The following is a 21,418-nucleotide window of genomic DNA, read 5'->3' on the forward strand; positions in this document are numbered from 1 at the left end:
AACCAACATGAAACTCAACAACATCAGGATCGGCACCCGGCTGGGTGCCGCATTCGGCCTCATTGTTCTGGTAGCAGCCGTACTCGTCGTACTCGCGGTAGTCCGCCTCAATACGCTGCGCGAGGGCCTGATCCAGGAACGCGAAGTGGCACTGCCGCGCCTGACGCTCGCGCATGAATGGGCAGCAAGCATCCACCTCAACTATGCCCGGGCGCTCGCGCTGTTCTACAGTAACGACGCCAAGTTCTCTGCGACCACACAGCGGGAGATGGGAGAGCTGTCGCAGACCGTCAGCGACAACCTGAAACGTCTGCAGGGCCTGATCACCGACGCTGATAGCCGGACGCTCATCGATGCTGTTGCCGAGCGCCGCAAGCTGTACCTCGAGAAGCGCCAGGAACTCATCAAGGAGAAAGCCGCAGGTCGCGACATTGCCGATCGCATCGATTCGGAACTCCGTCCCTCGGCCGAGGCGTACCTCAAGGCATTGGCTGCCGTGGTAGCCAACCTCGAACAGCACGACAAACAAGAAGCGGAAGCGATTCTCGCCATCACGCAGACAAGCAAGTTTCTGCTCATGGGTGGCGGCGCCCTGGCGGCGCTGTTGGGCATCGTCTGTGCCTTGTTTGCCACGCTCTCCATCGTCAGACCGTTGCAGCAAGCCGTGAAGGCCGCCGATGCCGTGACCGCAGGAGATCTTGCTGTGGACATCCCGGTGGAAGGTAGCGACGAGGCTGCCAGCATGTTGCGCGCTTTGGTGGCCATGCGCAACAAACTCTCGGACCTGGTGGCAGAAGTGCGCCGCAACGCCGAAGGCGTTGCCAGCGCCAGCGCCCAGATCGCCAACGGCAACAACGATCTGTCGGCCCGTACAGAACAGCAAGCGTCGGCCCTCGAAGAAACGGCGGCGTCGATGGAAGAACTCAACTCCACGGTCAAGCAGAATGCCGACAACGCCTCGCAGGCCAACCAGCTCGCGCTCAAGGCCTCCGGTGTCGCGACGGAAGGTGGCGAGGTGGTCAGCCGCGTCGTGGACACAATGCGCGGCATCAATGACAGTTCCAGGAAGATTGCGGACATCATCAGCGTGATCGACGGCATTGCCTTCCAGACCAACATCCTCGCGCTGAATGCGGCCGTCGAAGCGGCCCGCGCAGGCGAACAGGGCCGCGGATTCGCAGTGGTCGCCAGCGAAGTTCGTTCGCTCGCTCAGCGCAGCGCCGATGCGGCCAAGGAGATCAAGTCGCTGATCGAAGCAAGCGTCGAACGGGTCGAACAAGGCAGCACGCTGGTGGATCAGGCGGGCGAAACCATGCAGGAGATCGTCACCGCGATCCGTCGTGTGACGGACATCATGGGTGAGATCAGCGCTGCCAGCAACGAGCAGAGCCTGGGCGTGGCACAGGTCGGCCAAGCCGTCACACAGATGGACGAAGCCACACAGCAGAACGCCGCCCTGGTCGAGGAATCGGCCGCTGCCGCGACGCTGCTCAAGACCCAGGCCGACCAGCTGGTGCACTCGGTGGCTGTGTTCAGGGTGCGTGGCGATGCCACCGCCGCATCTGAAGCCGCCAGCGCCCCTGCGGTCGCCGCAACGCCCGCTCCCGCATCGCGCACGTCGGCGACCCCGAGCCGTCCCGCTGCGGCCCGGCCCACCCGCGCACCCCTGCGCGCTGCGCCTGCGCTCGCCACCGCCGCCGGTGGTGACTGGGAAAGCTTCTGAAGGAGTCTGAAATGTCCAAGACTGTGCTGACTGTTGATGACTCGGCCTCGATCCGCCAGATGGTCGCCATGACCCTGCGCATGGGTGGTTACGAGGTTGTCGAAGCTGCCGATGGCGTGGAGGGTCTGACGAAAGCCCGGGAGCATCAGGTCGACCTCATCATCACCGACCAGAACATGCCGCACATGGACGGTCTCACGCTCACCCGTGAGCTGCGGTCCACGGAACGTTATGGCCGCTCGCCCATCCTGATGCTCACGACCGAGTCGAGCCAGGCGATGAAGGACGCAGGACGTGCTGCCGGCCTGACGGGCTGGATGGTCAAGCCCTTCGATCCGTCGACGCTGCTCAATGTGGTCGGCCGGGTGCTGGCCTGAACACCAACTGGAATGCCCATGAACCTCGACCTGAGCGAACTTTCCGCCATCTTCGTCGAAGAGGCCGGTGAACATCTCCAGACGCTGGAGTCCCGCCTGCTCGGTTTGCAGGCTCACGCGGGAGCGGACACCGACTTCAACGAGATCTTCCGCGCTGCCCATTCGATCAAGGGGGGCGCCGCCACCTTCGGCTTTGCCGAGGTGGCCGAGGTCGCGCACGTGCTGGAAACGCTGCTGGACCAACTGCGCTCGCGCAAACTCGATGTCACGGGTGATCTGGTTGATGCGTTGCTCGAAGGGACAGACGTGATCGGCACGCAACTGGCTGCGCACCAAGGTCAGGCGAAGGCCGACCCCGAGGCCGCGCAACGCTCTCGCGAGCGCATGTCCCGGCTGGCCGGCCTGGCAATTCCAGCTCCCGTCGATGCGCCCGCCGCGGCTGCCGAGCCTGTGGCGCGGGCCGCGCCGGTGCCAGGTGAAGGCAGCGCCTTCGGCTTCTTCGACGACGCACCCGCAGCAACGCCCACGCCCGCGCCCGACGACGGACTTGCATCGGCTGCGGGAGCGCAAGCCGCCAGAGCCGCCCCGCCGGCCAGCGCCCACGAATCCAGCTCGATCCGTGTGAGCACCGAGAAAGTCGATCAACTCATCAATCTTGTCGGCGAACTCGTCATCACGCAATCCATGCTGGCCGAGACACTGCGCCCCCAGGCCAACGAACGTCTGGCTGCAGGACTCGCACAACTCGAGCGCAATACCCGCGAACTGCAGGAAGCCACCATGGCCATCCGCATGCTGCCCATCTCGGCCGTCTTCAACCGCTTTCCGCGCATGGTGCGCGATCTGGCGGGGAAGCTGGGCAAACAGGTGGAGTTGCGCATGAGCGGCGAAGCTACCGAGCTGGACAAGGGGCTTATCGAAAAAATCACCGACCCGCTCACCCACCTCGTCCGCAACAGCCTGGATCATGGCCTCGAATCACCGGCAGAACGCATCGCCGCCGGAAAGCCCGCCACCGGCGTCGTGACGCTGCGCGCTGCGCACCAGGGCGGGAGCATCGTGGTGGAAGTAAGTGACGACGGCCGGGGGCTGCGCCGCGACCGCATCATCGCCAAGGCACGCGAACGCGGCATTCCCGTAGAAGACGACTGTCCGGACGCCGAGGTGTGGAACCTGATTTTCGAACCGGGCTTCTCCACCGCAGCGCAAGTCACCGATGTCTCGGGCCGCGGTGTCGGCATGGACGTGGTGCGCAGCAACATCACGGCGCTGGGTGGCCGCGTCGACATCTTCAGCGAGGCGGGTGCCGGCATGCGCATCGTGGTGCGCCTGCCCCTCACGTTGGCCATCCTCGACGGTCTTTCGGTCGCCTGCGGGCAAGAGATGTTCATCGTTCCGCTGGCCAACATCGTCGAATCGCTGCGGCCGGCGCCAGACGCGGTCAAGAGCATCGCCGGCCAGGGCCGGGTGGTGGATGTCCGCGGCGAATACCTGCCTGTTCTGGCACTGCACCGGGTGTTCGGCATCGAGGGCGCGCAGTCGCAGGAGCACGACGGCATCCTCGTCGTGCTCGAAGCCGAGCACGGCCGCTTCGCACTTTTCGTGGATGCCCTGGTGAGCCAGCACCAGGTTGTCATCAAGAGCCTGGAGACGCACTACGGTCGCGTCCAGGGCATTTCCGGTGCGACGATCCTCGGCGATGGCCGGGTCGCGCTCATCCTTGACGCCGCCGGTCTGGCGCGCCAGGCCCATCTCGAAAGGAAATACGCATGAGTTTCGCCATCCTCGCCCCGCACGCCACGCATTCGCGTGCCACGCCCGAAGCCGGTTCCACCGCCCGCGAGTTGCTCACCTTCCGCCTGGCAGAAGAGCACTACGGGATCGACATCCTCAAGGTCCAGGAGATCCGGGGACACGAGGCTGTCACGCGCATCGCCAATTCGCCCGCGCATATGGTCGGCGTGATCAACCTTCGCGGCATCATCGTTCCGATCCTGGACATGCGCACCCGCTTCGGGCTTCCTCCTGCAGCGCAGGAAGCGCCGACGGTCGTGATCATCCTCAACGTCGGCAGCCGCGTTGTGGGCATCGTCGTCGACAGCGTCTCCGACGTGGTACGCCTTGGCGCTGACTGCATCCGCCCGACTCCGGACGCCGCCCTGCTCGATGCCGGCATGATCACCGGGCTGGGCACGATCGAGGACCGCATGATCATCCTGCTGGACATCGACCAGGTCGTCGCCGGGATGCAGGTGCATTGAGATGGATATGCGCGCGCTCGACGATCTCGATTCAACCGGCGCGCGGAGCACAACCGCGCACGAATGGGCTTTCTCGCGCGCGGATTTCAACCGGATTCGCCGCATGATCCACGGGTACGCAGGTATCGATCTGGCTGAGAGCAAATATGAGATGGCTTACAGCCGCGTGGCCAGGCGGCTGCGCGCGACAGGTGCGTTGAGCTTTCGCGCGTATCTGGACTCGCTGGAGGCGGGCAAGGGTCCCGAGTGGGAGCAGTTTGCGAATGCGCTGACCACCAACCTCACCTCGTTCTTCCGCGAAGCGCACCATTTCCCGATGCTGGCGGACCAGCTCCGCGCCGTGGCAGAACGCGGACCGGCACGCATCTGGTGTGCCGCGGCGTCCACCGGTGAAGAGCCCTACTCACTGGCGATGACAGCATGCGAAACCTTCGCGACGTGGACGCCACCCGTCACCATACTGGCGACAGACATCGACACCGAGGTGCTTGCCCACGGCCGGCAAGGTGTCTACGGCCGCGACCGCGTCGAGTCACTTTCGCCAGAACGCCTGCGCCGCTTCTTCCTGCGCGGCAAAGGTGTCCAGGAAGGAAAGGTTCGGGTGCGCCCGGAGCTGGCGCAGTTGATCCAGTTCAGGCCTTTGAACCTTCTGGACAGCAACTGGGGCCCCATGCAACCCTTCGACGCCATTTTCTGCCGCAACGTCATGATCTATTTCGACAAACCCACGCAATTGCGTGTGCTCACGCGGCTGGAGCCCCTGCTCACGCCCGACGGGCGGCTGTATGCCGGGCATTCGGAAAACTTCTTCCATGCCCAGCAACTGATCCGCCCCTGTGGCCGCACCGTCTACAGGAAGGCAGCACCGTGAGCGCCACGTCCGCAATGCCCGGCGAAGGCCGTCAGGCCGGAGAGTTCTATTTCGACCCCGTGTTGGGGGCACCCGCCTGCAAGGTCCTGCCGGGCGAGTACCGGGTTCTGCGTGACGATGCAGCCATCGTGACCGTGCTGGGCTCGTGTGTGGCCGCCTGCATCCGCGACCCTGCCACGGGGGTCGGGGGAATGAACCATTTCATGCTGCCCGATGCCGCCAGCCTGGTCCCCGGCCAGGATTCCGGATCTGCCCGCTACGGCGTGCACGCCATGGAAATGCTGATCAACGAACTCGTCAAGCAGGGCGCGCGCCGTCAGCATCTGGAAGCCAAGGTTTTCGGGGGTGCCCACGTGATCGCCGGGATGACACAGATGAACATAGGCCAGCGCAATGCACGTTTCGTGCTCGACTTCCTGAAGACAGAAGGTATCCGCGTCCTCGCGCGCGACCTCGAGGATTCCTGCCCGCGCAAGGTCGCCTATTTCCCGCGCACCGGCGTGGCAAAGGTCAAGCGCATGATGCTCGACGAACATCGCAAACTGCTCGCGCGCGAACAGCACTACCGTCACCAGTTGAGCGGGCAGCGCGTGAGCGGCGACATCGAACTGTTTGCCTGAGTCGCAGCCGATGCGCAAGACACGCATCCTCGTCATCGATGATTCGGCATTGATGCGCCGTCTCCTGACTGAAATCATCCAGTCCCAGCCGGACATGGAAGTCATCGGGACGGCGCCGGACCCTCTGGTGGCTCGCGAAAAGATCAAGGCCCTGGCTCCCGACGTGCTGACGCTCGACGTGGAGATGCCCCACATGGATGGCATCGAATTCCTGGGCCACCTGATGCGGCTGCGCCCCATGCCGGTCGTGATGGTCTCGAGTCTCACGGAACGTGGCAGTGACATGGCATTGCAGGCCCTGGAGCTGGGCGCCGTGGACGTGGTGGCCAAGCCGCGCCTGGGCGTGGCGGAATCTTTCCATGCCTGCGCCGAGGACATCTGCTCCAAGCTCCGCGTCGCGGCGCAGGCACGCCCACGGACAGCCACGACGCGGGCCGCAACCACGGCCACATCCGCACGGCTGGGCGCCGCCGCGCGGCGGCACGTCATCGCCGTAGGTGCCTCAACCGGGGGAACAGAAGCGCTGCGCGACTTCCTGATCGGGCTGCCAGCTGACTGTCCCCCGGTACTCATGGTGCAGCACATGCCGGCTGGCTTCACGCGCGGATTCGCGCAACGCCTGGATCGCTCGTGCGCGCTGAATGTTTCCGAAGCCGTCGATGGTCAGCTACTGGAGCCTGGCTGCGCCTATCTTGCGCCCGGGCATGCGCATCTGCGGATGATCGGGAGCGCCACCGGCTGGCGCACGGCGTTATCGGAAGAAGCGCCCGTCAACCGGCACCGCCCGGCAGTGGACGTGCTCTTTCACTCTGTCGCGCGACATGCAGGCCAGCGTGCGGTCGGCGTGATTCTCACGGGGATGGGACGCGATGGCGCAGAGGGTCTGGTGGCGATGCGCGAGGCAGGCGCCCCGACATTCGCACAGGACGAGGCGAGCTGCGTGGTTTTCGGCATGCCTCGCGAAGCCATCAACCGCGGCGCAGTACAACACGTGTTGACACTCGATGCCATAGCGCCGGCAGTGGTTGCGGCGCTGGCCTCATCCCCGCGGGACCCGTTCAAGGCATTCAGTTGAAGATGCATGAACGCATTCCGAAATCAGTTGAATCAACAAATCAGCTTTTGATGCCTAGCGTGAAATGCTCCGAATGGCAGCGGATTTTCATTCCAGAGCAAGCTGCTGTTGCTGCACAAATGCATCCAGATACCCGCGTAACCGCTCTGACGAAAGCGGCTTGCGGTAAAAAAGTACATCGGCAGGCAGCCCGCCGCGCTTTTCGATTTCGCGCGGAGAGAGCGAAGAAACCGCCAGGATCGCCACCCCACGGTACTCCGGCTTTGCGCGGATGAGCTGGATCAGACGGAACCCGTCAAAGGGCTGCATGTGCAAGTCAGTCACCACGATCGACGGTCGGTTGCGCTCGAGTTGGAGTACGGCCTCGAGACCATCGCGGGCGACGTCGACACGCACGGAGGGGTAGTTCTCGGCAAGCATGCCAGTGAGTTGCGCAATGATGACTTCGTCGTCTTCTGCAAGCAGCAGCGTGAGGGGACGCGCATGGACCGCACCGCCGGTACCGCCGTCAGGCACCGATCGGGCCCCGCGCAACGCGGTGATGCCCATCCTTGCCTGAAGTGCCTCGAGCGACGCCCTCGCGATGCGCCGATGGCCACCCGCCGTTTTCACCGCAGCCAGATGGCCACCATCCACGAGCTTCTGCAGTGACGTGCGGGACAAGCCAAGTGCTGCAGCGGCGTCGCCTATACCGACAAAATCGTTGTCCATGTTGTGCTTCGAAGATCCGGACGAGTCGCGATTTTAATGGGTCGAAGCGCCAGAAACAATTAATTCAAATATTTCCGCAACTCATCCGACAGCCTGGCGAGCTCCGGGAGCAGGGATTCATTCGCACGTCGCCTGTCGGTGGGCGTACTGGTAGCCGCCATCTGCTCCCAGCGGGCGAGGACATCGGCCAGGCGACGCGCCCCTAGCGTGGCGCAAGAGCCCTTCAGTTTGTGGACTGCGTCCTGCCACTGGGCAAATGGCACTTGCTCCCCTGCTCCAGCCTCGAGTTCACCGACGATCATCGGCAATTGCCGCTCGAAGGCTGCGGCCATCAGCGAACGCACGCGTGCGTTCGGAGCGGACTCGGCAAATGCTTCGCCGTCGAGAACTGGCAACGCAGTATCTAAGAGCGTTTCAAAAGGCATGAGGGTTGACCATCTATTGCGGAACGATCTGCAAAGTCGCATGATGACTCAAGGTGACCATTAGAACAAAGGCATGCACCGGCTGACGACGCCGAGGAAAGGGGTGGTATGGGGGCAAAAGGTGGTATCGGAAGGTTCCCGGGCTTCAGGAACGCCTCTCTGCGTACGCGTCTCGCAGTAGTCACGGTGGTATGCGTCGCCTTGCCCATGATGGTATCGACCTGGATGGATGTCGCGCACACGCGCTCCCATGACTTCAACGCCCTCAAGAGCCTGCTGGATGCACGTACCGAACAGATCACCCATGAATTCAACAGCATCCACGAGGGATACCTCACCGCAACGAGCCGCGTGGCGCGCTTTTCCGATGTTGTTCAGGCCTGTCTCGCCGCGGGGCGCACCGCCGAGTCCGTTCAGCGCACAACGCAGATCCTGAAGATTTTCCCGGAAAGCGATCCGAACATCCGTGGCGCAGCCCTCATTGATGGGCGCGGACGCGTCATCGCGTCGAGCGACGACTCAACGGTAGACGCGGATCTCGGTGGTTACTCTGCGGTCCGTGGGGCGCTGGCAGGCGAGTCGCGGATTTACGGCATCTATGTCTCGCCGACCAACAGTGGTGCAGTGCCTTCGGTGGCCTACCTCGTGCCGGTGAAGGATGCTGCAGGAAGGACCATCTGCGCCACCGCGCTCTGGGTCCGGGCTCAACCCTTCAGGGCAGTCATCAAGAGTTCGTCAGGACTTGCCGGGGCCGGCAGCTACGCCGTGCTATTCGATGCGCAAGGTATCCGGATCGCACACAGCCTGGACGACTCGAACCTCTACCACCCGGCGGGCGAACTGCCCCCGGAGGAACTCAACCAGGCTGTGCGGGAGGCACGCTTTGGCACTCGCACCCGGGAGTTGCTTGAGGACGTCCTGCCCTTCCCTGACCAGTTCGCCCGATCGCGCAGCGCGTCGCCGGATCACGCCTGGTTCGAAGGACTTTCCCCTTCCAATGGCTTGCAGAATTACGGTGTCGCGCGGCGACTGTCCGCGGTTCCATGGACCATTTTCTACATGGTGCCGCAGCAGGTGGTGGAGGCGCAGGCGGCGCAGGTTGCACGGGAAAAAATACTGCTCTCCCTGGCCATCGTGACCATCGTCGCAATGGCCGCGGCGCTCTTTGCGACGGGGCTGATCGGTCCGCTGCGCGACCTGCGGAACGCGACCTTGAGACTTGCCTCGGACCCGGGCGCGCGGGCACCTGTGAAGCAGGGTGACGAACTCGGCGAACTGGCTGAGGCGTTCAACACGATGGCCGACCGCATCCAGACTCAGGAAAGCGCCTTGCGGGAGGCAAATGCAGCGCTCGAGCGCCGCGTGCAAGAGCGAACTGCCGAACTTGATATGACCGTGATCCGATTGCAGCAGGAAGGTGAGCGCCTTGTCGATGCCCAGGACATGGTCCGCGAGAACGAGAGGCTGCTGCATGCCATCATCGACAACACGGCGGCGGTGATTTACGTCAAGGACCTCGATGGCCGCTTCGTGCTGGTGAATGAGCGGTTCCTGCAAGTCTTCCGTCTCGAGCGCGATCAGGTGATCGGGAAGACCGATTTCGACATCGTCCCGGCCGAGGCTGCGGTAGTGATCCGCCAGATCGACGAAGAGGTTGCGCGCTCGCCACAGCCCGTGCTCCGGGAAGAATCCATTCCGCAGGACGACGGTGAGCACACCTACATTTCCGTCAAATCACCGCTGCGGGACGACGAAGGCCTCGTCACGGGCGTTTTTGGTGTGTCCACCGATATCACAGAACGCAAACGTCTCGAATCACGCCAGCGCGCCCAGCTCGAACGGTTGAACCTTCTGGACCAGATCACTCAGCGGATCGGCGAACGTGAAGACTTGGGCAGCCTGTACCACACGCTGTGCAATACGTTGGAAGAAAGGTTTTCACTGGGTCTGGCCTGCGTTTGCCACCTCAGTGACGAGCCGGGAATGCTCGAGGTGATGACAGTGGGCCAACTCGGCCAGGCTCGCGCGCAAGCCATGGGTCTGGCAACCGGCAGCCGCTTGCCGATCGGCGACAACGGGCTTTCACGGTGCATCGGAGGGCAACTGGTGTATGAACCCGAACTCACCCGCAATGCCCATGAATTTCCCCGGCGTCTGGCCGGCGCGGGCTTTGGCAGCGTGGTGCTTTCGCCCCTGATGTCTGACTCCCGAGTGTTCGGGATGCTTATAACTGCCCGTGATGCCACGGAGGGATTCGGCAGTAACGATTGTGAGTTCCTCCGTCAGCTCAGCAGCCATGTGGCACTGGCATCTGTGCACACGCGCCTCTATACGGATCTGCGCCGTGCCTATGAGGAATTGCGCATGACGCAGCAAGCGGTGTTGCAGCAGGAGCGCCTGAGCGCGCTCGGCCAGATGGCAAGTGGCATCGCGCACGACATCAACAATGCCATCTCGCCAGTGTCGGTCTATGTTGAGTCGCTCCTGGAAACGGAGCGCGGGCTGAGCGAACGGGCTCGCTCCCAGCTGCAGATCATTGCCCGCTCCGTCGACGATGTGGCAGCGACTGTCGCTCGCATGCGGGAGTTCTACCGAACGGATACCGAGGACGCGCGCGCAGCCGTCGATCTCAGTGAGACGATGCGGCAGGTCGCGGAACTCACCCGCGCGCGCTGGAGCGATCAGGCATTGCAAGCGGGGCAATCGATCGTGCTGCACACCGAGGTCGCCGGAGACACCCCCCCGGCGCTCGCCGTGGCCACCGAGGTGCGCGAGGCGCTCGTCAATCTTGTACTGAATGCCGTCGATGCGATGCCTCACGGCGGATCACTCAGGTTGAGATGTGGAGCCCAGGAACATTCACGAGGTCATGCAGGCGCTTATGTCGAAGTCATCGACAGCGGCATCGGCATGGACGAGGAGACGCGCCGGCGTTGTCTGGAGCCGTTCTTCACCACCAAGGGGCAGCGCGGCACCGGTCTCGGGCTCGCCATGGTGTATGGAATTGCCCAACGCAACGAGGCGGACATCGAGATAAGGAGCGCACCGGGCCAAGGCACGACGGTGCGCCTCGTTTTCGCTGCGGCGGGCACGGATTTGCCCGCGCCCAGCCCCGCGGAGCAGGTGCGGCACGCACGGGTACTGCGTATCCTGGTCATCGACGACGATCCGCTGCTTCAGCAGTCCATCGCCGCGCTCCTGGAGGTGGACGAGCACGAAGCGATGTGCGCGGGGAGCGGACCCGAGGGCATCGCGCACCTGCAGGAAAGCCTCGCGCCGGATGGTCGCAACTTCGACGCCGTCATCACGGATCTGGGGATGCCCGGGATGGGCGGCTATGAAGTGGCCGCGGCGGCCAAGCAGCTCGCACCCGCTTTGCCCGTCATCCTGCTGACCGGCTGGGGCCAGCGCCTGATCGACGATGGGACGCTGCCCCCGAATGTCGATCGCGTGCTGAACAAGCCACCCAAACTTGCCATCTTGCGTGGTGCGCTGGCCGATCTGGTGCCGGATCGGAAAGGAGACGTCGATGCTTGAGATCGAGACCGCACGGCCCCCACCCCGGGTCCTGGTCGTCGACGACGAGCCGGCGGTGTTGCGATCGCTCTGCGACGTGCTGGAGGTACGGGGCTTGCAGGTCGAAGGCCGCACCGATGCAGGAGAAGCATTGGCCTTGCTCAGGCCGCAGACCTGGGATCTGTTGCTCTGCGATCTTTCGATGCCGGGCATCGACGGCATGGAACTCGTGCGCCGCGCGCTGGTCATCGACCCTGATCTTGCGTGCGTCATGATCACGGGGCACGCAAGCGTGGACAACGCAGTGCAAGCCATGCGCGCCGGTGCTGTGGACTACCTGGAAAAGCCCCTTCGCCTCTCAATAGCCATGCCAGTGATCGAGCGTGCGCTGGAGATTCGTCATTTGCGGCGCGTGAAAGCCGAGCTTGAAGCAACCGTTCGCACACAAATGGACGAACTGCGCCAGGCCAACGCCGATCTGAACAGCTTCGCGCATTCCGTTTCGCACGATCTCCGCGCTCCGCTGCAAGCCATCGATGGTTTCAGCCGATTACTGGAGGCCAGGGAGACAACGCAATCGGACGAAAGGAGCCTGCATTTCCTGAGCCGCATCCGCAGCAGCGTCAAACAGATGGGCGAACTGATCGAAGGCCTGCTTCTGCTTTCCCGTTTGGGACGCACCGCGATCGACAGGCACGCCGTCGACCTGTCGGCGATGGGAAATGACATCGTCAGCTTCCTCCGCGAAGCGAGCCTGGACCATGGGGCCACATTCGATATCGATCCAGAACTACCGGCAGTCCAGGCGGATGCGACGTTGCTGCGGCAGGTGCTGGTGAACCTCATGTCCAATGCCTGCAAGTTTTCTTCCAAAGTCACACAGCCACGGGTGCAACTCGGTTGGGATTCCGCCACGTCTCCACACACGTTCTTTGTGCGTGACAACGGTACGGGATTCGATTCGGCCCGGGCCAATGAAATCTTCGAGCCCTTCCAGCGCCTGCACCCGCAATCCGAATTCGCCGGTGTCGGCCTTGGGCTGTCCATCGTGGCTCGGATCATCGCCAGGCATGGAGGAACGATTCACGCAGAGTCATCCCCAGGGCAAGGCGCTTGTTTCCGCTTCACGCTGTCCGGAGCGCACGAGTAGGAGCAGGGCGCGTCCGGTCCGGTTTTCGCGACACGTACTCATCGCACCTGAAGCCCGATTTTCTGGAACCGCCGCTCTACTTCATCCGCGCATCTACTGCGTTTCCGGCTGATGCGTCTTCCATGAACGGTGGCGAGCTCCAGACCCCATGTGCTCGCGTCTCCAACAGCACAAATCGCAAGCCATCGTTGCAAAGGGACTCGCGCAGGAATCGTTCGGTCAAAGAGAAAAGCCGCACCAAGAATTTGCATCTCGAAGCGGCTTCTAAAAAAAGTCCTTTGAAATCAAAGGACTGGATGGCGGAAACGGAGGGATTCGAACCCTCGATGCGGCTCTACACCGCATACTCCCTTAGCAGGGGAGCACCTTCGGCCTCTCGGTCACGTTTCCTGAAAGGCGTGATTATGCCTGAGCCTGCTCGAGATCGAAAGCCTTGTGCAGGGTGCGCACGGCCAGCTCCAGGTACTTCTCGTCGATGACGACGGAGGTCTTGATCTCGGAGGTGGAGATCATCTGGATGTTGATGCCCTCTTCCGACAGCGCGCGGAACATCTTGCTGGCGATGCCCACGTGGCTGCGCATGCCGATGCCGACGATGCTGACCTTGCAGATCTTGGTGTCGCCGACAACCTCGGCCGCACCGAGTGCGGGCAGCACCTTGTCCTTGAGCAGGTCAACGGCCTTGGCATAGTCGTTGCGGCTGACAGTGAAGCTGAAGTCAGTCTTGCCGTCCTTGCTGATGTTCTGGATGATCACATCGACTTCGACGTTGGCATCTGCCACTGCGCCGAGGATCTGGTACGCGATGCCCGGCTTGTCGGGCACGCCCAGCACGGAGATTTTGGCTTCGTCGCGGGTGAACGCGATACCGGATACGACGGCTTGTTCCATCTTTTCGTCTTCCTCAAAAGTGATCAGGGTGCCGGACTTGGCTTCCGCGTCAATGTCGATGTCCCATTCGGTGAAGCTGGACAGCACGCGCAGCGGCACCTTGTACTTGCCTGCGAATTCCACCGAGCGGATCTGCAGCACCTTGGAGCCGAGTGATGCCATTTCCAGCATTTCCTCGAAGCTCACGGTGGACAGGCGGCGCGCTTCGGGCACGACGCGCGGGTCGGTCGTGTAGACGCCATCGACGTCGGTGTAGATCAGGCACTCGTGCGCCTTCATCGCAGCGGCCACGGCCACTGCCGAGGTATCGCTGCCGCCGCGGCCCAGCGTGGTGATGTTGCCCTCATCGTCCACGCCCTGGAAGCCGGTGATGATGACCACGCGCCCGGCCGCGAGGTCGGCACGCACGCGCACGTCGTCGATGCTTTCGATGCGTGCCTTCGTGTAGGCCTTGTTGGTCTTGATGGGAACCTGCCAGCCGGCGTAGCTGACCGACTGCAGCCCTTCGGCCTGCAGCGCAATGGCCAGCAAGGCCGACGAGGCCTGCTCGCCGGTGGAAGCCAGCATGTCGAGTTCGCGGCCGTAGGCGTCACCAGGTTTGGCGGGTGCGAGTTCCTTGGCCAGGCCGAGCAGGCGGTTGGTTTCGCCGCTCATGGCGCTGGGCACCACCACCATCTGGTGGCCGGCACGCACCCACTTGGCGACACGCTTGGCGACATTGCGGATGCGCTCGGTCGAGCCCATCGACGTGCCGCCGTATTTATGAACGATCAATGCCATCGGGAAAATGGAAATGGAGAATGAAAGAAGCTTGAAAACCTGGTGGGCAAAGGCGGTGATGCTGCCTGGCCCCGAGGCGGCCCCTGAGCCAGCGCCCGCGGTACGGGCCGGCCGGGTGGATCCGGTCAAACCGGTTGATTGTACCAAGCCAGAATATCGCCTTCGCGCTGGGCGAACCCGGGGCCGAGCCGGATGTGGATGCGGTGTCCTCGCGTGGTGCAGGCATCGATCTGGTCGAGCAGCTCTTCCATCTGCGCTGCGCTGGCACCGCACTGATGGCGCGCGCGCAACCAGTGCCGCAACAGATTGGCCTGCCGCTCGCGCGGAAGCTGGCGCAAGCCGGCAATGCGCGGCGGGTCGCCCACGCTACGCAGATCGTCCTGCGCCAGCGCCGCGAGCAGTTGCTGCGCCTGCGCCGCGTGCCGCGCCGACCGCACGAACGTGTCGCGGAACTGCGGAAAGACTTCTTCCAGTACGGGGAGCAGCCGTGCACGGATGCGGTTGCGCGTGAATGCAATGTTGGTGTTGGTCGGATCGTCGATGTACGCAACGTCCTCTTTCCGCAACCAGTCGCGGATGTCTGCAGCGCGTACGCCCAGCAAAGGCCGGTGGAATTGCACCCCGTGCCGCTCGAACGACGGTGCCATGGATGCAAGACCCGGCAGTCCTGCGCCGCGGCTCAACGCCAGCAGCAATGTTTCCACTTGGTCGTCTGCATGCTGGGCCAGCAGCACCCCGGTTGCGTTGGCCTGCAACGCAAGACGGGAGAGCGCCGTGTAGCGGGCAATGCGTGCGGCCTCTTCGGGGCTTTCACCGGTCGCATGCCGCGCATCGACGCGCTCGGCGTGAAAGGCAATGCCATGGGCAGCACAGAATTCACGCGCATGCGACTCGAAACCGTTCGCTGCCGGTTGCAGTTGATGGTTGACGTGCAGCGCCGACACCTGACCAGGCCACAAGGCAGCAGCAGCCAGCAACAAGGCGGTGGAATCAGCGCCGCCGCTGTACGCGACGGCCAGCGGCATGGGCAGCGCCACAGAGCCCTGCCAGACCGACAGGGCCTGCGCGCAGGGGTTACCTGATTTCGGCCTTGGTGTCGGTGAAGCGGCCATAGCTCTGCAGGCGTTCGTAGCGCCGCTCGAGCAGTTCGCGCGTCTTCAGGTCGGTCACCTGACGCCAGGCGTCGCCCAGCGCGCGCTTGAGGAAGGCCGCCATCTGCTTGTGGTCGCGATGGGCACCGCCTACCGGCTCGTTCACGATCTTGTCCACCAGACCCAACGCCTTGAGGCGGTGCGCCGTGATGCCCAGCGCCTCGGCAGCCTCCTGGGCTTTCTCGCTGGTCTTCCAGAGGATGGACGCACAGCCTTCAGGGCTGATGACGGAATAGACAGAGTACTGCAGCATCAGGACCTGATCCGCCACGCTGATCGCCAACGCGCCGCCGGAGCCGCCTTCGCCGATGATGGTGGTGATGATCGGCACTTCGAGCTGCGCCATCTCGAAGATGTTGCGGCCGATGGCTTCGGACTGGCCACGCTCCTCGGCGTCGATGCCGGGGTATGCGCCGGGCGTGTCGACAAAGGTGAACACAGGCAGCTTGAACTTCTCGGCCGTCTTCATGAGCCGCAACGCCTTGCGGTAGCCCTCGGGCTTGCTCATGCCGAAATTGCGCAGACCGCGCTCCTTCGTGTCGCGCCCCTTCTGGTGACCGAGCACCATGCAGGCGTTGCCGTTGAAGCGCGCGAGGCCGCCGACGATGGACAGGTCATCGGCGAAATGGCGGTCGCCGTGCATCTCGACGAAGTCAGTGAAGATTTCGTGGATGTAGTCCAGCGTGTAAGGACGCTCGGCATGGCGTGCGATCTTGGTGATCTGCCACGGCGAGAGGTCGCTGTAGATGTCTTTCGTGAGCTGCTGGCTCTTCTTGGCGAGCTGGTCGATCTCTTCCGAGATGTCCACCGCCGATTCGTTCTGGACGTAGCGCAGCTCTTCGATCTTGGCTTCGAGTTCAGCGATGGGCTGCTCGAAGTCGAGGAATGTTTTCTTGGCCAACGACGTTTCTCCTGGGCTCTGGGACGCTGCGGCCATCCGCTGGCACCCCCTGCTCGCACACTGCTCAGTAAGCCACCGGCAACGGGTCGAGCGACCGCCAAATATACCAAGTTGCCACGCTGCAGTACGGTTGCCAGGCTTCGGCCACTTCGCGGGCATCGCTGCGGCTGACCGGATCACCCGAAAAGTAGCTCTTGCTGATACCGCTGATCAAGCCGACATCGTCCAGTGGCAGCACGTTGGGCCGCATCAGGTGGAAGATGAGGAACATCTCCGCCGTCCAGCGGCCGATGCCGCGGATGGCCACCAGTTCGGCAATGATGGCTTCGTCGTCCATCGCGTTCCACTGGCTGACGTGGATGGCCCCGCTGTCGAAATGCAACGCGAGGTCCACCAGGTACTCGATCTTGCGGGCCGACAGACCGGCGGCCCGCATGTCGTCCACCTTGAGCTTGAGCACGGCAGACGGCGTCATGCGGCGCGGCAGCCTGGCGAACCTGTCCCACACCGCCTGCGCGGCCTTCACCGAAATCTGCTGGCCCACGATGCTGCGTGCCAGCGTGGTGAACGCATCGCCGCGCGACTGCAGGCAGGCGTCGCCGAACTCGGGGATCAGGCGCTTCATCACCCGGTCCTTCTTCATGAGGTGGCGGCAGGCCTCCTCCCAGTAGTCGGGGACGACGAGAACCGGCTCCTTCGCACCCGCCATGTCAGCCGCGCTCCCAGGTCGTGCCGGTTGGTGAGTCCTTCAGGACCACGCCCTGCTCCAGCAATGCCTTGCGGATGCGGTCGGCCTCGGCAAAATCCTTCGCCTGCTTGGCTGCGACACGCAGGTCGATCTGCTTGCGGATTGCCGCTTCGTCCAGGCCTGCACCGGCCTGGAGAAATGCTTTCGGGTCGCCCTGCAGGATGCCCAGGCAGCCGCCGAGCGCGCGCAGCAGGCCCGACAGTTGCGGCGAGGCGCTCTTGTTCACTTCGGTCGCGAGTTCGAACAGCACGGCCACGGCGTCGGGCGTGCCGAAGTCCTCGTCCATCGCAGCCTTGAAGCGTGCGGCGTAGGGGTCCATCCAGTTGATGGTGACCACGGCAGGACGCACCGAATCGAGCGCCGTGTACAGGCGCTTGAGCGCGGCCCGTGCGTCGGCGAGGTGCACGTCGCTGTAGTTCAGTGGACTGCGGTAGTGCGCACGCACGACGAAGAAACGGATGGTCTCCGCGTCGAACTCTTTCAGCACGTCGCGGATGGTGAAGAAGTTGCCCAGGCTCTTGGACATCTTCTCGTTGTCCACGTTGATGAAGCCGTTGTGCATCCAGGTGCGTGCCAGTTGCCGGCCACTGGCCCCTTCGCTCTGGGCGATCTCGTTTTCGTGGTGGGGGAACTGCAGGTCGGCGCCGCCGCCATGGATGTCGAAGCTCTCACCGAGCAATTCGCAACTCATGGCCGAGCATTCGATGTGCCAGCCAGGGCGGCCCGGGCCGAACTGGCTCGGCCACTTCACCTCGTCGGGCTCGGTGGGCTTGGCGCTCTTCCAGAGCACGAAGTCCAGGGGGTCTTCCTTGCCGTCGAGCACGGCCACGCGTTCGCCCGCATGCAGTTCGTCGAGCGACTTGCCGCTGAGCTTGCCGTAGCCCTTGAATTTGCGCACGGGGTAGTTCACGTCGCCGCTGTCCACGCGATAGGCCAGTCCGTTCTTCTCGAGCCTGCCGATCATGTCCAGCATCTGCGGGACGAACTCGGTGGCGCGCGGCTCGTGCGTGGGCCGCTCGATGCCCAGCGCGTCGGCATCGGCATGCAGTGCCTGCACCATACGGTTGGTCAGCGAGCGGATGGACTCGCCGTTCTCCACAGCGCGGCGGATGATCTTGTCGTCGATGTCGGTGATGTTGCGCACGTAGGTGACGCGCAGGCCCGAGAGCCGGAGCCAGCGCTGAACCACGTCGAATGCGATCATGGAACGCGCATGGCCGAGATGGCAATAGTCGTACACGGTCATGCCGCACACATACATGCGCACATGCCCCGGCTCCAACGGTGAAAAGTCCTCCATGGCACGCGTGAGCGTGTTGTAGATGCGCAGGGTCATGAACGGTAGGGAAACGGGGGATGCCGTGCAGGAGGTCGTACCCCCTCGGCTACAATCCGCCGCAGTATATAGCCCCCTGTTCGGGCTTGTCACCGCACCAGAGCAAAGAGGCTTTATGAAGCAAGCATGTGTTCCGTCGGTTACCTCCACACCGGTTTCCGTGCGCCGTCTCGGCGCAGCACTCGCGGTTTGCGCGCTGCTGTGGACGGGTGCCGTTCATGCAGATGAATACGGCGACGTCAACCAGTTGCTCAAGTCCGGCAAGTATTCCGAGGCGCTGAACAAGGCAGACATGTTCCTCGCGAGCAAGTCGCGCGATCCGCAGATGCGCTTCCTGAAAGGCGTCATCCTCACCGAAATGGGCCGCCCGGTCGATGCGGTGAATGCGTTCCAGGCGCTCACGCAGGACTACCCCGAGCTGCCCGAGCCCTACAACAACCTGGCAGCGCTGTATGCGCAGCAGAACCAGCTGGACAAGGCGCGCGCCGCGCTCGAAATGGCCGTGCGCATCAACCCCAACTACGCCGTGGCACACGAAAATCTGGGTGACGTGTATGCGCGTCTGGCCAGCCAGTCGTACAACAAGGCTTTACAGCTGGATACGAGCAGCACCGCGCTGCCTGCGAAACTCACAGCTGTGCGTAGCGTGCTCAATCCGCCGTCGCGCACCGCCGCCAGGAAATAACGCTTTCGAGGCCTGTCGAGGCTTCTGCCTGAAGGACGAAGCGGGCTTGACCCAATTCGTCCGTATCGTTCACTCCGCCCAACGAGGCATACACGAGGCATACGCATGGTTCAATCTTCCGCATCCCGATCTTTCGACACGGCCCGCAGCACCGGCCGCCGCGCGCTGCTGGCCGTGGCCGCACTCGCGCTCGCCTTGCCGATGGCTGCATCGCCCGCATTCGCACAGGCCAAGGCACCGCGCGTGAAGTTCGTCACCAGCGCCGGCGAGTTCGTGATGGAGGTCTATCCCGACAAGGCGCCCAAGACGGTCGCCAACTTCCTGCAGTACGTGAGCGACAAGCACTACGACGGCACGGTTTTCCACCGCGTCATCGGCAACTTCATGATCCAGGGTGGCGGCTATGACGCGTCGTACACCGAGAAGAAGACGCGGCCGCCCGTGATGCACGAAGGCCGCGAATCGCTGGCTGCCGGCCTGCGCAACGAGGTCGGCACTGTCGCCATGGCGCGCACCAACGACCCGAACTCTGCGTCGGCCCAGTTCTTCGTGAACGTCAAGGACAATGCCTTCCTCGACCCGACGCCGATCCCGCCGGGCGACCCGGTGCCGCGCTTCGAATACCAGGGTCGCGTGTATGAAAACACACCGCGCGCGAACCTGCTGGCCGCACCGCAGCTGTACGGTTACACCGTGTTTGGCCGCATCGTCAGCGGCATGGACGTCGTCAACAAGATCAAGGACACGCCTACAGGCGCGGGCGGTCCCTTCCCCTCCGACGTGCCCAGGACGCCCGTCGTCATCCGTTCAGCCACCCTGCTGAAATAACGAAAAGAGAGCCACCATGAGCAACCCGAAAGTCGAACTGCACATCCGCAACCACGGCGTCATCACCCTCGAACTCGACGCAGACAAGGCGCCCAAGAGCACGGCCAACTTCCTGGCCTATGTGAACAAGGGCCACTACGACAACACGATCTTCCACCGTGTGATCCCCGGCTTCATGGTGCAGGGCGGCGGTTTCGAACCCGGCATGAACCAGAAGCCGACCGATGCGCCGATCGAGAACGAGGCCAACAACGGCCTGAAGAACGACAACTACACCGTGGCCATGGCCCGCACGCAGGCACCGCATTCGGCGTCCGCGCAGTTCTTCATCAACGTGTCCGACAACGGCTTCCTGAACCACACGGCGCCCTCCATCCAGGGCTGGGGCTATGCGGTGTTCGGCAAGGTCGTCTCCGGCACGGAAGTGGTGGACAAGATCAAGGGCGTGAAAACCGGCCGCAAGGGCTTCCACGACGACGTGCCGAACGAAGACGTGGTCATCGACAAGGCCGTCGCAATCTGACGCACGGCGGGTGACGGCACTGCGCCCCGATGTCGCGGCTCATTCATGAACACGTTCATGATTGACGCCGCGCAACACCCCCCTCTCCTCGAAGCGCCGGCGTCATGGCGCGCGGTGGACTTCATCTCCGACCTTCACCTGCAAGCGGCCGAGCCGGCAACGGTCGCGGCATGGAAGCGCTATATGGCGCAATCGCCGGCAAACGCGATCTTCATCCTGGGCGATCTCTTCGAGGTCTGGGTCGGGGACGATGCCGCGCAACCCGGCAGCTTCGAGCACGAATGCGCGCAGGTGCTGCAGGAAGCAGCGCACACGCGCGAGCTCTTCTTCATGCACGGCAACCGCGACTTCCTGCTCGGCGACACGATGGCCGCCGCCGGCGGATTCGCACTGCTGCAGGACCCGACCGTGCTGCTGTTTGCCGGCCAGCGCTGGCTGCTGACGCACGGGGACGCACTGTGTCTCGATGACCACGACTACATGGCGTTCCGTGCACAGGTGCGCAACGACGCATGGCGCAACCAGTTTCTCGCACAGCCGCTGCAACAGCGGCAGGCGGTCGGGCGCGAACTGCGTGCGCAAAGCGAAGCGCGAAAGCGCAGTGGCGCGACGTACGCCGATGTCGATGCCGGAGAAGCCCGGCGGTGGCTCAGCGCGGCGAACGCCAGCACCCTGATCCATGGTCACACGCACAAGCCTGCCGAACACCCCCTGGGCCAGGGCATGCGTCGCGTGGTGTTGAGCGACTGGGAAGCTGATGCGAAGCCGCAGAGGCTGGAGGTGATGCGCCTGAGCGCTGACGGACTGCAGCGCATTGCGCTCGGCAGCCTGTCACCGGAGGCCTGA

At 63.6% G+C, this 21,418-nt stretch carries 20 protein-coding genes and 1 tRNA gene; 13 read left to right on the top strand and 8 right to left on the bottom strand.

Features of this window, described 5'->3' with window-relative positions; all coding sequences use genetic code 11:
- Positions 1 to 7: 7 nt before the first annotated feature.
- The 7 genes from ACO2Q9_RS00960 to ACO2Q9_RS00990 are packed head-to-tail and all read left to right on the top strand — an operon-like array spanning position 8 to position 6,927.
- The gene (locus tag ACO2Q9_RS00960) at positions 8 to 1,723 is read left to right on the top strand and encodes a methyl-accepting chemotaxis protein (RefSeq protein ID WP_423307389.1); all 1,716 of its coding nucleotides are present in this window, start codon (positions 8 to 10) and stop codon (positions 1,721 to 1,723) included.
- A gap of 11 nt (positions 1,724 to 1,734) precedes the next feature.
- A complete protein-coding gene (locus ACO2Q9_RS00965) occupies positions 1,735 to 2,100 on the top strand; it encodes a response regulator (protein ID WP_423307391.1) in 366 nt (121 codons plus the stop codon).
- Between the two features lie 18 nt (positions 2,101 to 2,118).
- Positions 2,119 to 3,873: a chemotaxis protein CheA gene (locus ACO2Q9_RS00970; RefSeq protein ID WP_423307393.1), complete on the top strand. Its 1,755-nt coding sequence runs from the start codon at positions 2,119 to 2,121 to the stop codon at positions 3,871 to 3,873.
- Entirely contained in the window at positions 3,870 to 4,361 is a 492-nt protein-coding gene (locus tag ACO2Q9_RS00975; protein ID WP_423307395.1) for a chemotaxis protein CheW, read from the top strand. The genes ACO2Q9_RS00970 and ACO2Q9_RS00975 overlap by 4 nt, the downstream gene beginning before the upstream one ends.
- A 7-nt stretch (positions 4,362 to 4,368) precedes the next feature.
- Positions 4,369 to 5,232: a CheR family methyltransferase gene (locus tag ACO2Q9_RS00980; protein ID WP_423307397.1), complete on the top strand. Its 864-nt coding sequence runs from the start codon at positions 4,369 to 4,371 to the stop codon at positions 5,230 to 5,232.
- Positions 5,233 to 5,246: 14 nt separating this feature from the next.
- On the top strand, positions 5,247 to 5,852 hold the full coding sequence (cheD, locus tag ACO2Q9_RS00985; RefSeq protein WP_423309868.1) for a chemoreceptor glutamine deamidase CheD: 606 nt from the start codon (positions 5,247 to 5,249) through the stop codon (positions 5,850 to 5,852).
- 10 nt (positions 5,853 to 5,862) lie between these two features.
- The gene (locus tag ACO2Q9_RS00990; protein WP_423307399.1) at positions 5,863 to 6,927 is read left to right on the top strand and encodes a protein-glutamate methylesterase/protein-glutamine glutaminase; all 1,065 of its coding nucleotides are present in this window, start codon (positions 5,863 to 5,865) and stop codon (positions 6,925 to 6,927) included.
- Between the two features lie 87 nt (positions 6,928 to 7,014).
- On the opposite strand, the gene ACO2Q9_RS00995 is transcribed toward ACO2Q9_RS00990, so the two are convergent.
- A complete protein-coding gene (locus ACO2Q9_RS00995; RefSeq protein ID WP_423307401.1) occupies positions 7,015 to 7,638 on the bottom strand; it encodes a response regulator in 624 nt (207 codons plus the stop codon).
- Between the two features lie 59 nt (positions 7,639 to 7,697).
- Positions 7,698 to 8,063, bottom strand: a complete 366-nt coding sequence (locus tag ACO2Q9_RS01000; RefSeq protein WP_423307403.1) for an Hpt domain-containing protein — start codon at positions 8,061 to 8,063, stop codon at positions 7,698 to 7,700.
- Between the two features lie 207 nt (positions 8,064 to 8,270).
- On the opposite strand from ACO2Q9_RS01000, the gene ACO2Q9_RS01005 reads away from it, so the two are divergent.
- Both ACO2Q9_RS01005 and ACO2Q9_RS01010 read left to right on the top strand, forming a co-directional pair.
- Complete coding sequence (locus ACO2Q9_RS01005; protein ID WP_423307405.1) at positions 8,271 to 11,600, top strand: PAS domain-containing protein; 3,330 nt, start codon at positions 8,271 to 8,273, stop codon at positions 11,598 to 11,600.
- Entirely contained in the window at positions 11,593 to 12,729 is a 1,137-nt protein-coding gene (locus tag ACO2Q9_RS01010) for a sensor histidine kinase (RefSeq protein ID WP_423307407.1), read from the top strand. Before ACO2Q9_RS01005 ends, ACO2Q9_RS01010 begins: the two co-directional genes overlap by 8 nt.
- A 297-nt stretch (positions 12,730 to 13,026) precedes the next feature.
- On the opposite strand, the gene ACO2Q9_RS01015 is transcribed toward ACO2Q9_RS01010, so the two are convergent.
- The 6 genes from ACO2Q9_RS01015 to cysS form a co-directional block, all read right to left on the bottom strand.
- A tRNA-Ser gene (locus ACO2Q9_RS01015) sits at positions 13,027 to 13,119 on the bottom strand.
- A 12-nt stretch (positions 13,120 to 13,131) separates the two neighbouring features.
- A complete protein-coding gene (locus ACO2Q9_RS01020) occupies positions 13,132 to 14,400 on the bottom strand; it encodes an aspartate kinase (RefSeq protein WP_423307409.1) in 1,269 nt (422 codons plus the stop codon).
- Positions 14,401 to 14,525: 125 nt separating this feature from the next.
- Positions 14,526 to 15,425 carry a tRNA lysidine(34) synthetase TilS gene (gene tilS, locus ACO2Q9_RS01025; RefSeq protein ID WP_423309870.1) on the bottom strand — a complete coding sequence of 300 codons (900 nt, stop codon included), beginning with the start codon at positions 15,423 to 15,425 and terminating at the stop codon, positions 14,526 to 14,528.
- Between the two features lie 49 nt (positions 15,426 to 15,474).
- Complete coding sequence (locus ACO2Q9_RS01030) at positions 15,475 to 16,452, bottom strand: acetyl-CoA carboxylase carboxyltransferase subunit alpha (RefSeq protein WP_423307411.1); 978 nt, start codon at positions 16,450 to 16,452, stop codon at positions 15,475 to 15,477.
- Positions 16,453 to 16,516: 64 nt separating this feature from the next.
- Positions 16,517 to 17,161, bottom strand: coding sequence for a DNA-3-methyladenine glycosylase family protein (locus tag ACO2Q9_RS01035; protein ID WP_423307413.1), 645 nt, complete (start codon positions 17,159 to 17,161; stop codon positions 16,517 to 16,519).
- Between the two features lies 1 nt (position 17,162).
- Positions 17,163 to 18,536 carry a cysteine--tRNA ligase gene (cysS, locus tag ACO2Q9_RS01040; protein WP_423307415.1) on the bottom strand — a complete coding sequence of 458 codons (1,374 nt, stop codon included), beginning with the start codon at positions 18,534 to 18,536 and terminating at the stop codon, positions 17,163 to 17,165.
- A gap of 115 nt (positions 18,537 to 18,651) precedes the next feature.
- On the opposite strand from cysS, the gene ACO2Q9_RS01045 reads away from it, so the two are divergent.
- The 4 genes from ACO2Q9_RS01045 (at position 18,652) to ACO2Q9_RS01060 (ending at position 21,418) form a co-directional block, all read left to right on the top strand.
- Entirely contained in the window at positions 18,652 to 19,221 is a 570-nt protein-coding gene (locus tag ACO2Q9_RS01045) for a tetratricopeptide repeat protein (RefSeq protein ID WP_423307417.1), read from the top strand.
- Positions 19,222 to 19,326: 105 nt separating this feature from the next.
- Complete coding sequence (locus tag ACO2Q9_RS01050) at positions 19,327 to 20,049, top strand: peptidylprolyl isomerase (RefSeq protein ID WP_423307419.1); 723 nt, start codon at positions 19,327 to 19,329, stop codon at positions 20,047 to 20,049.
- 16 nt (positions 20,050 to 20,065) lie between these two features.
- On the top strand, positions 20,066 to 20,572 hold the full coding sequence (locus ACO2Q9_RS01055; RefSeq protein ID WP_423307421.1) for a peptidylprolyl isomerase: 507 nt from the start codon (positions 20,066 to 20,068) through the stop codon (positions 20,570 to 20,572).
- Positions 20,573 to 20,629: 57 nt separating this feature from the next.
- Positions 20,630 to 21,418, top strand: a complete 789-nt coding sequence (locus ACO2Q9_RS01060) for a UDP-2,3-diacylglucosamine diphosphatase (RefSeq protein ID WP_423307423.1) — start codon at positions 20,630 to 20,632, stop codon at positions 21,416 to 21,418.

Origin of the sequence: Variovorax sp. VNK109 (genome assembly GCF_049445855.1) — a bacterium.
Classification (GTDB): Bacteria; Pseudomonadota; Gammaproteobacteria; order Burkholderiales; family Burkholderiaceae_C; genus JAGOCV01.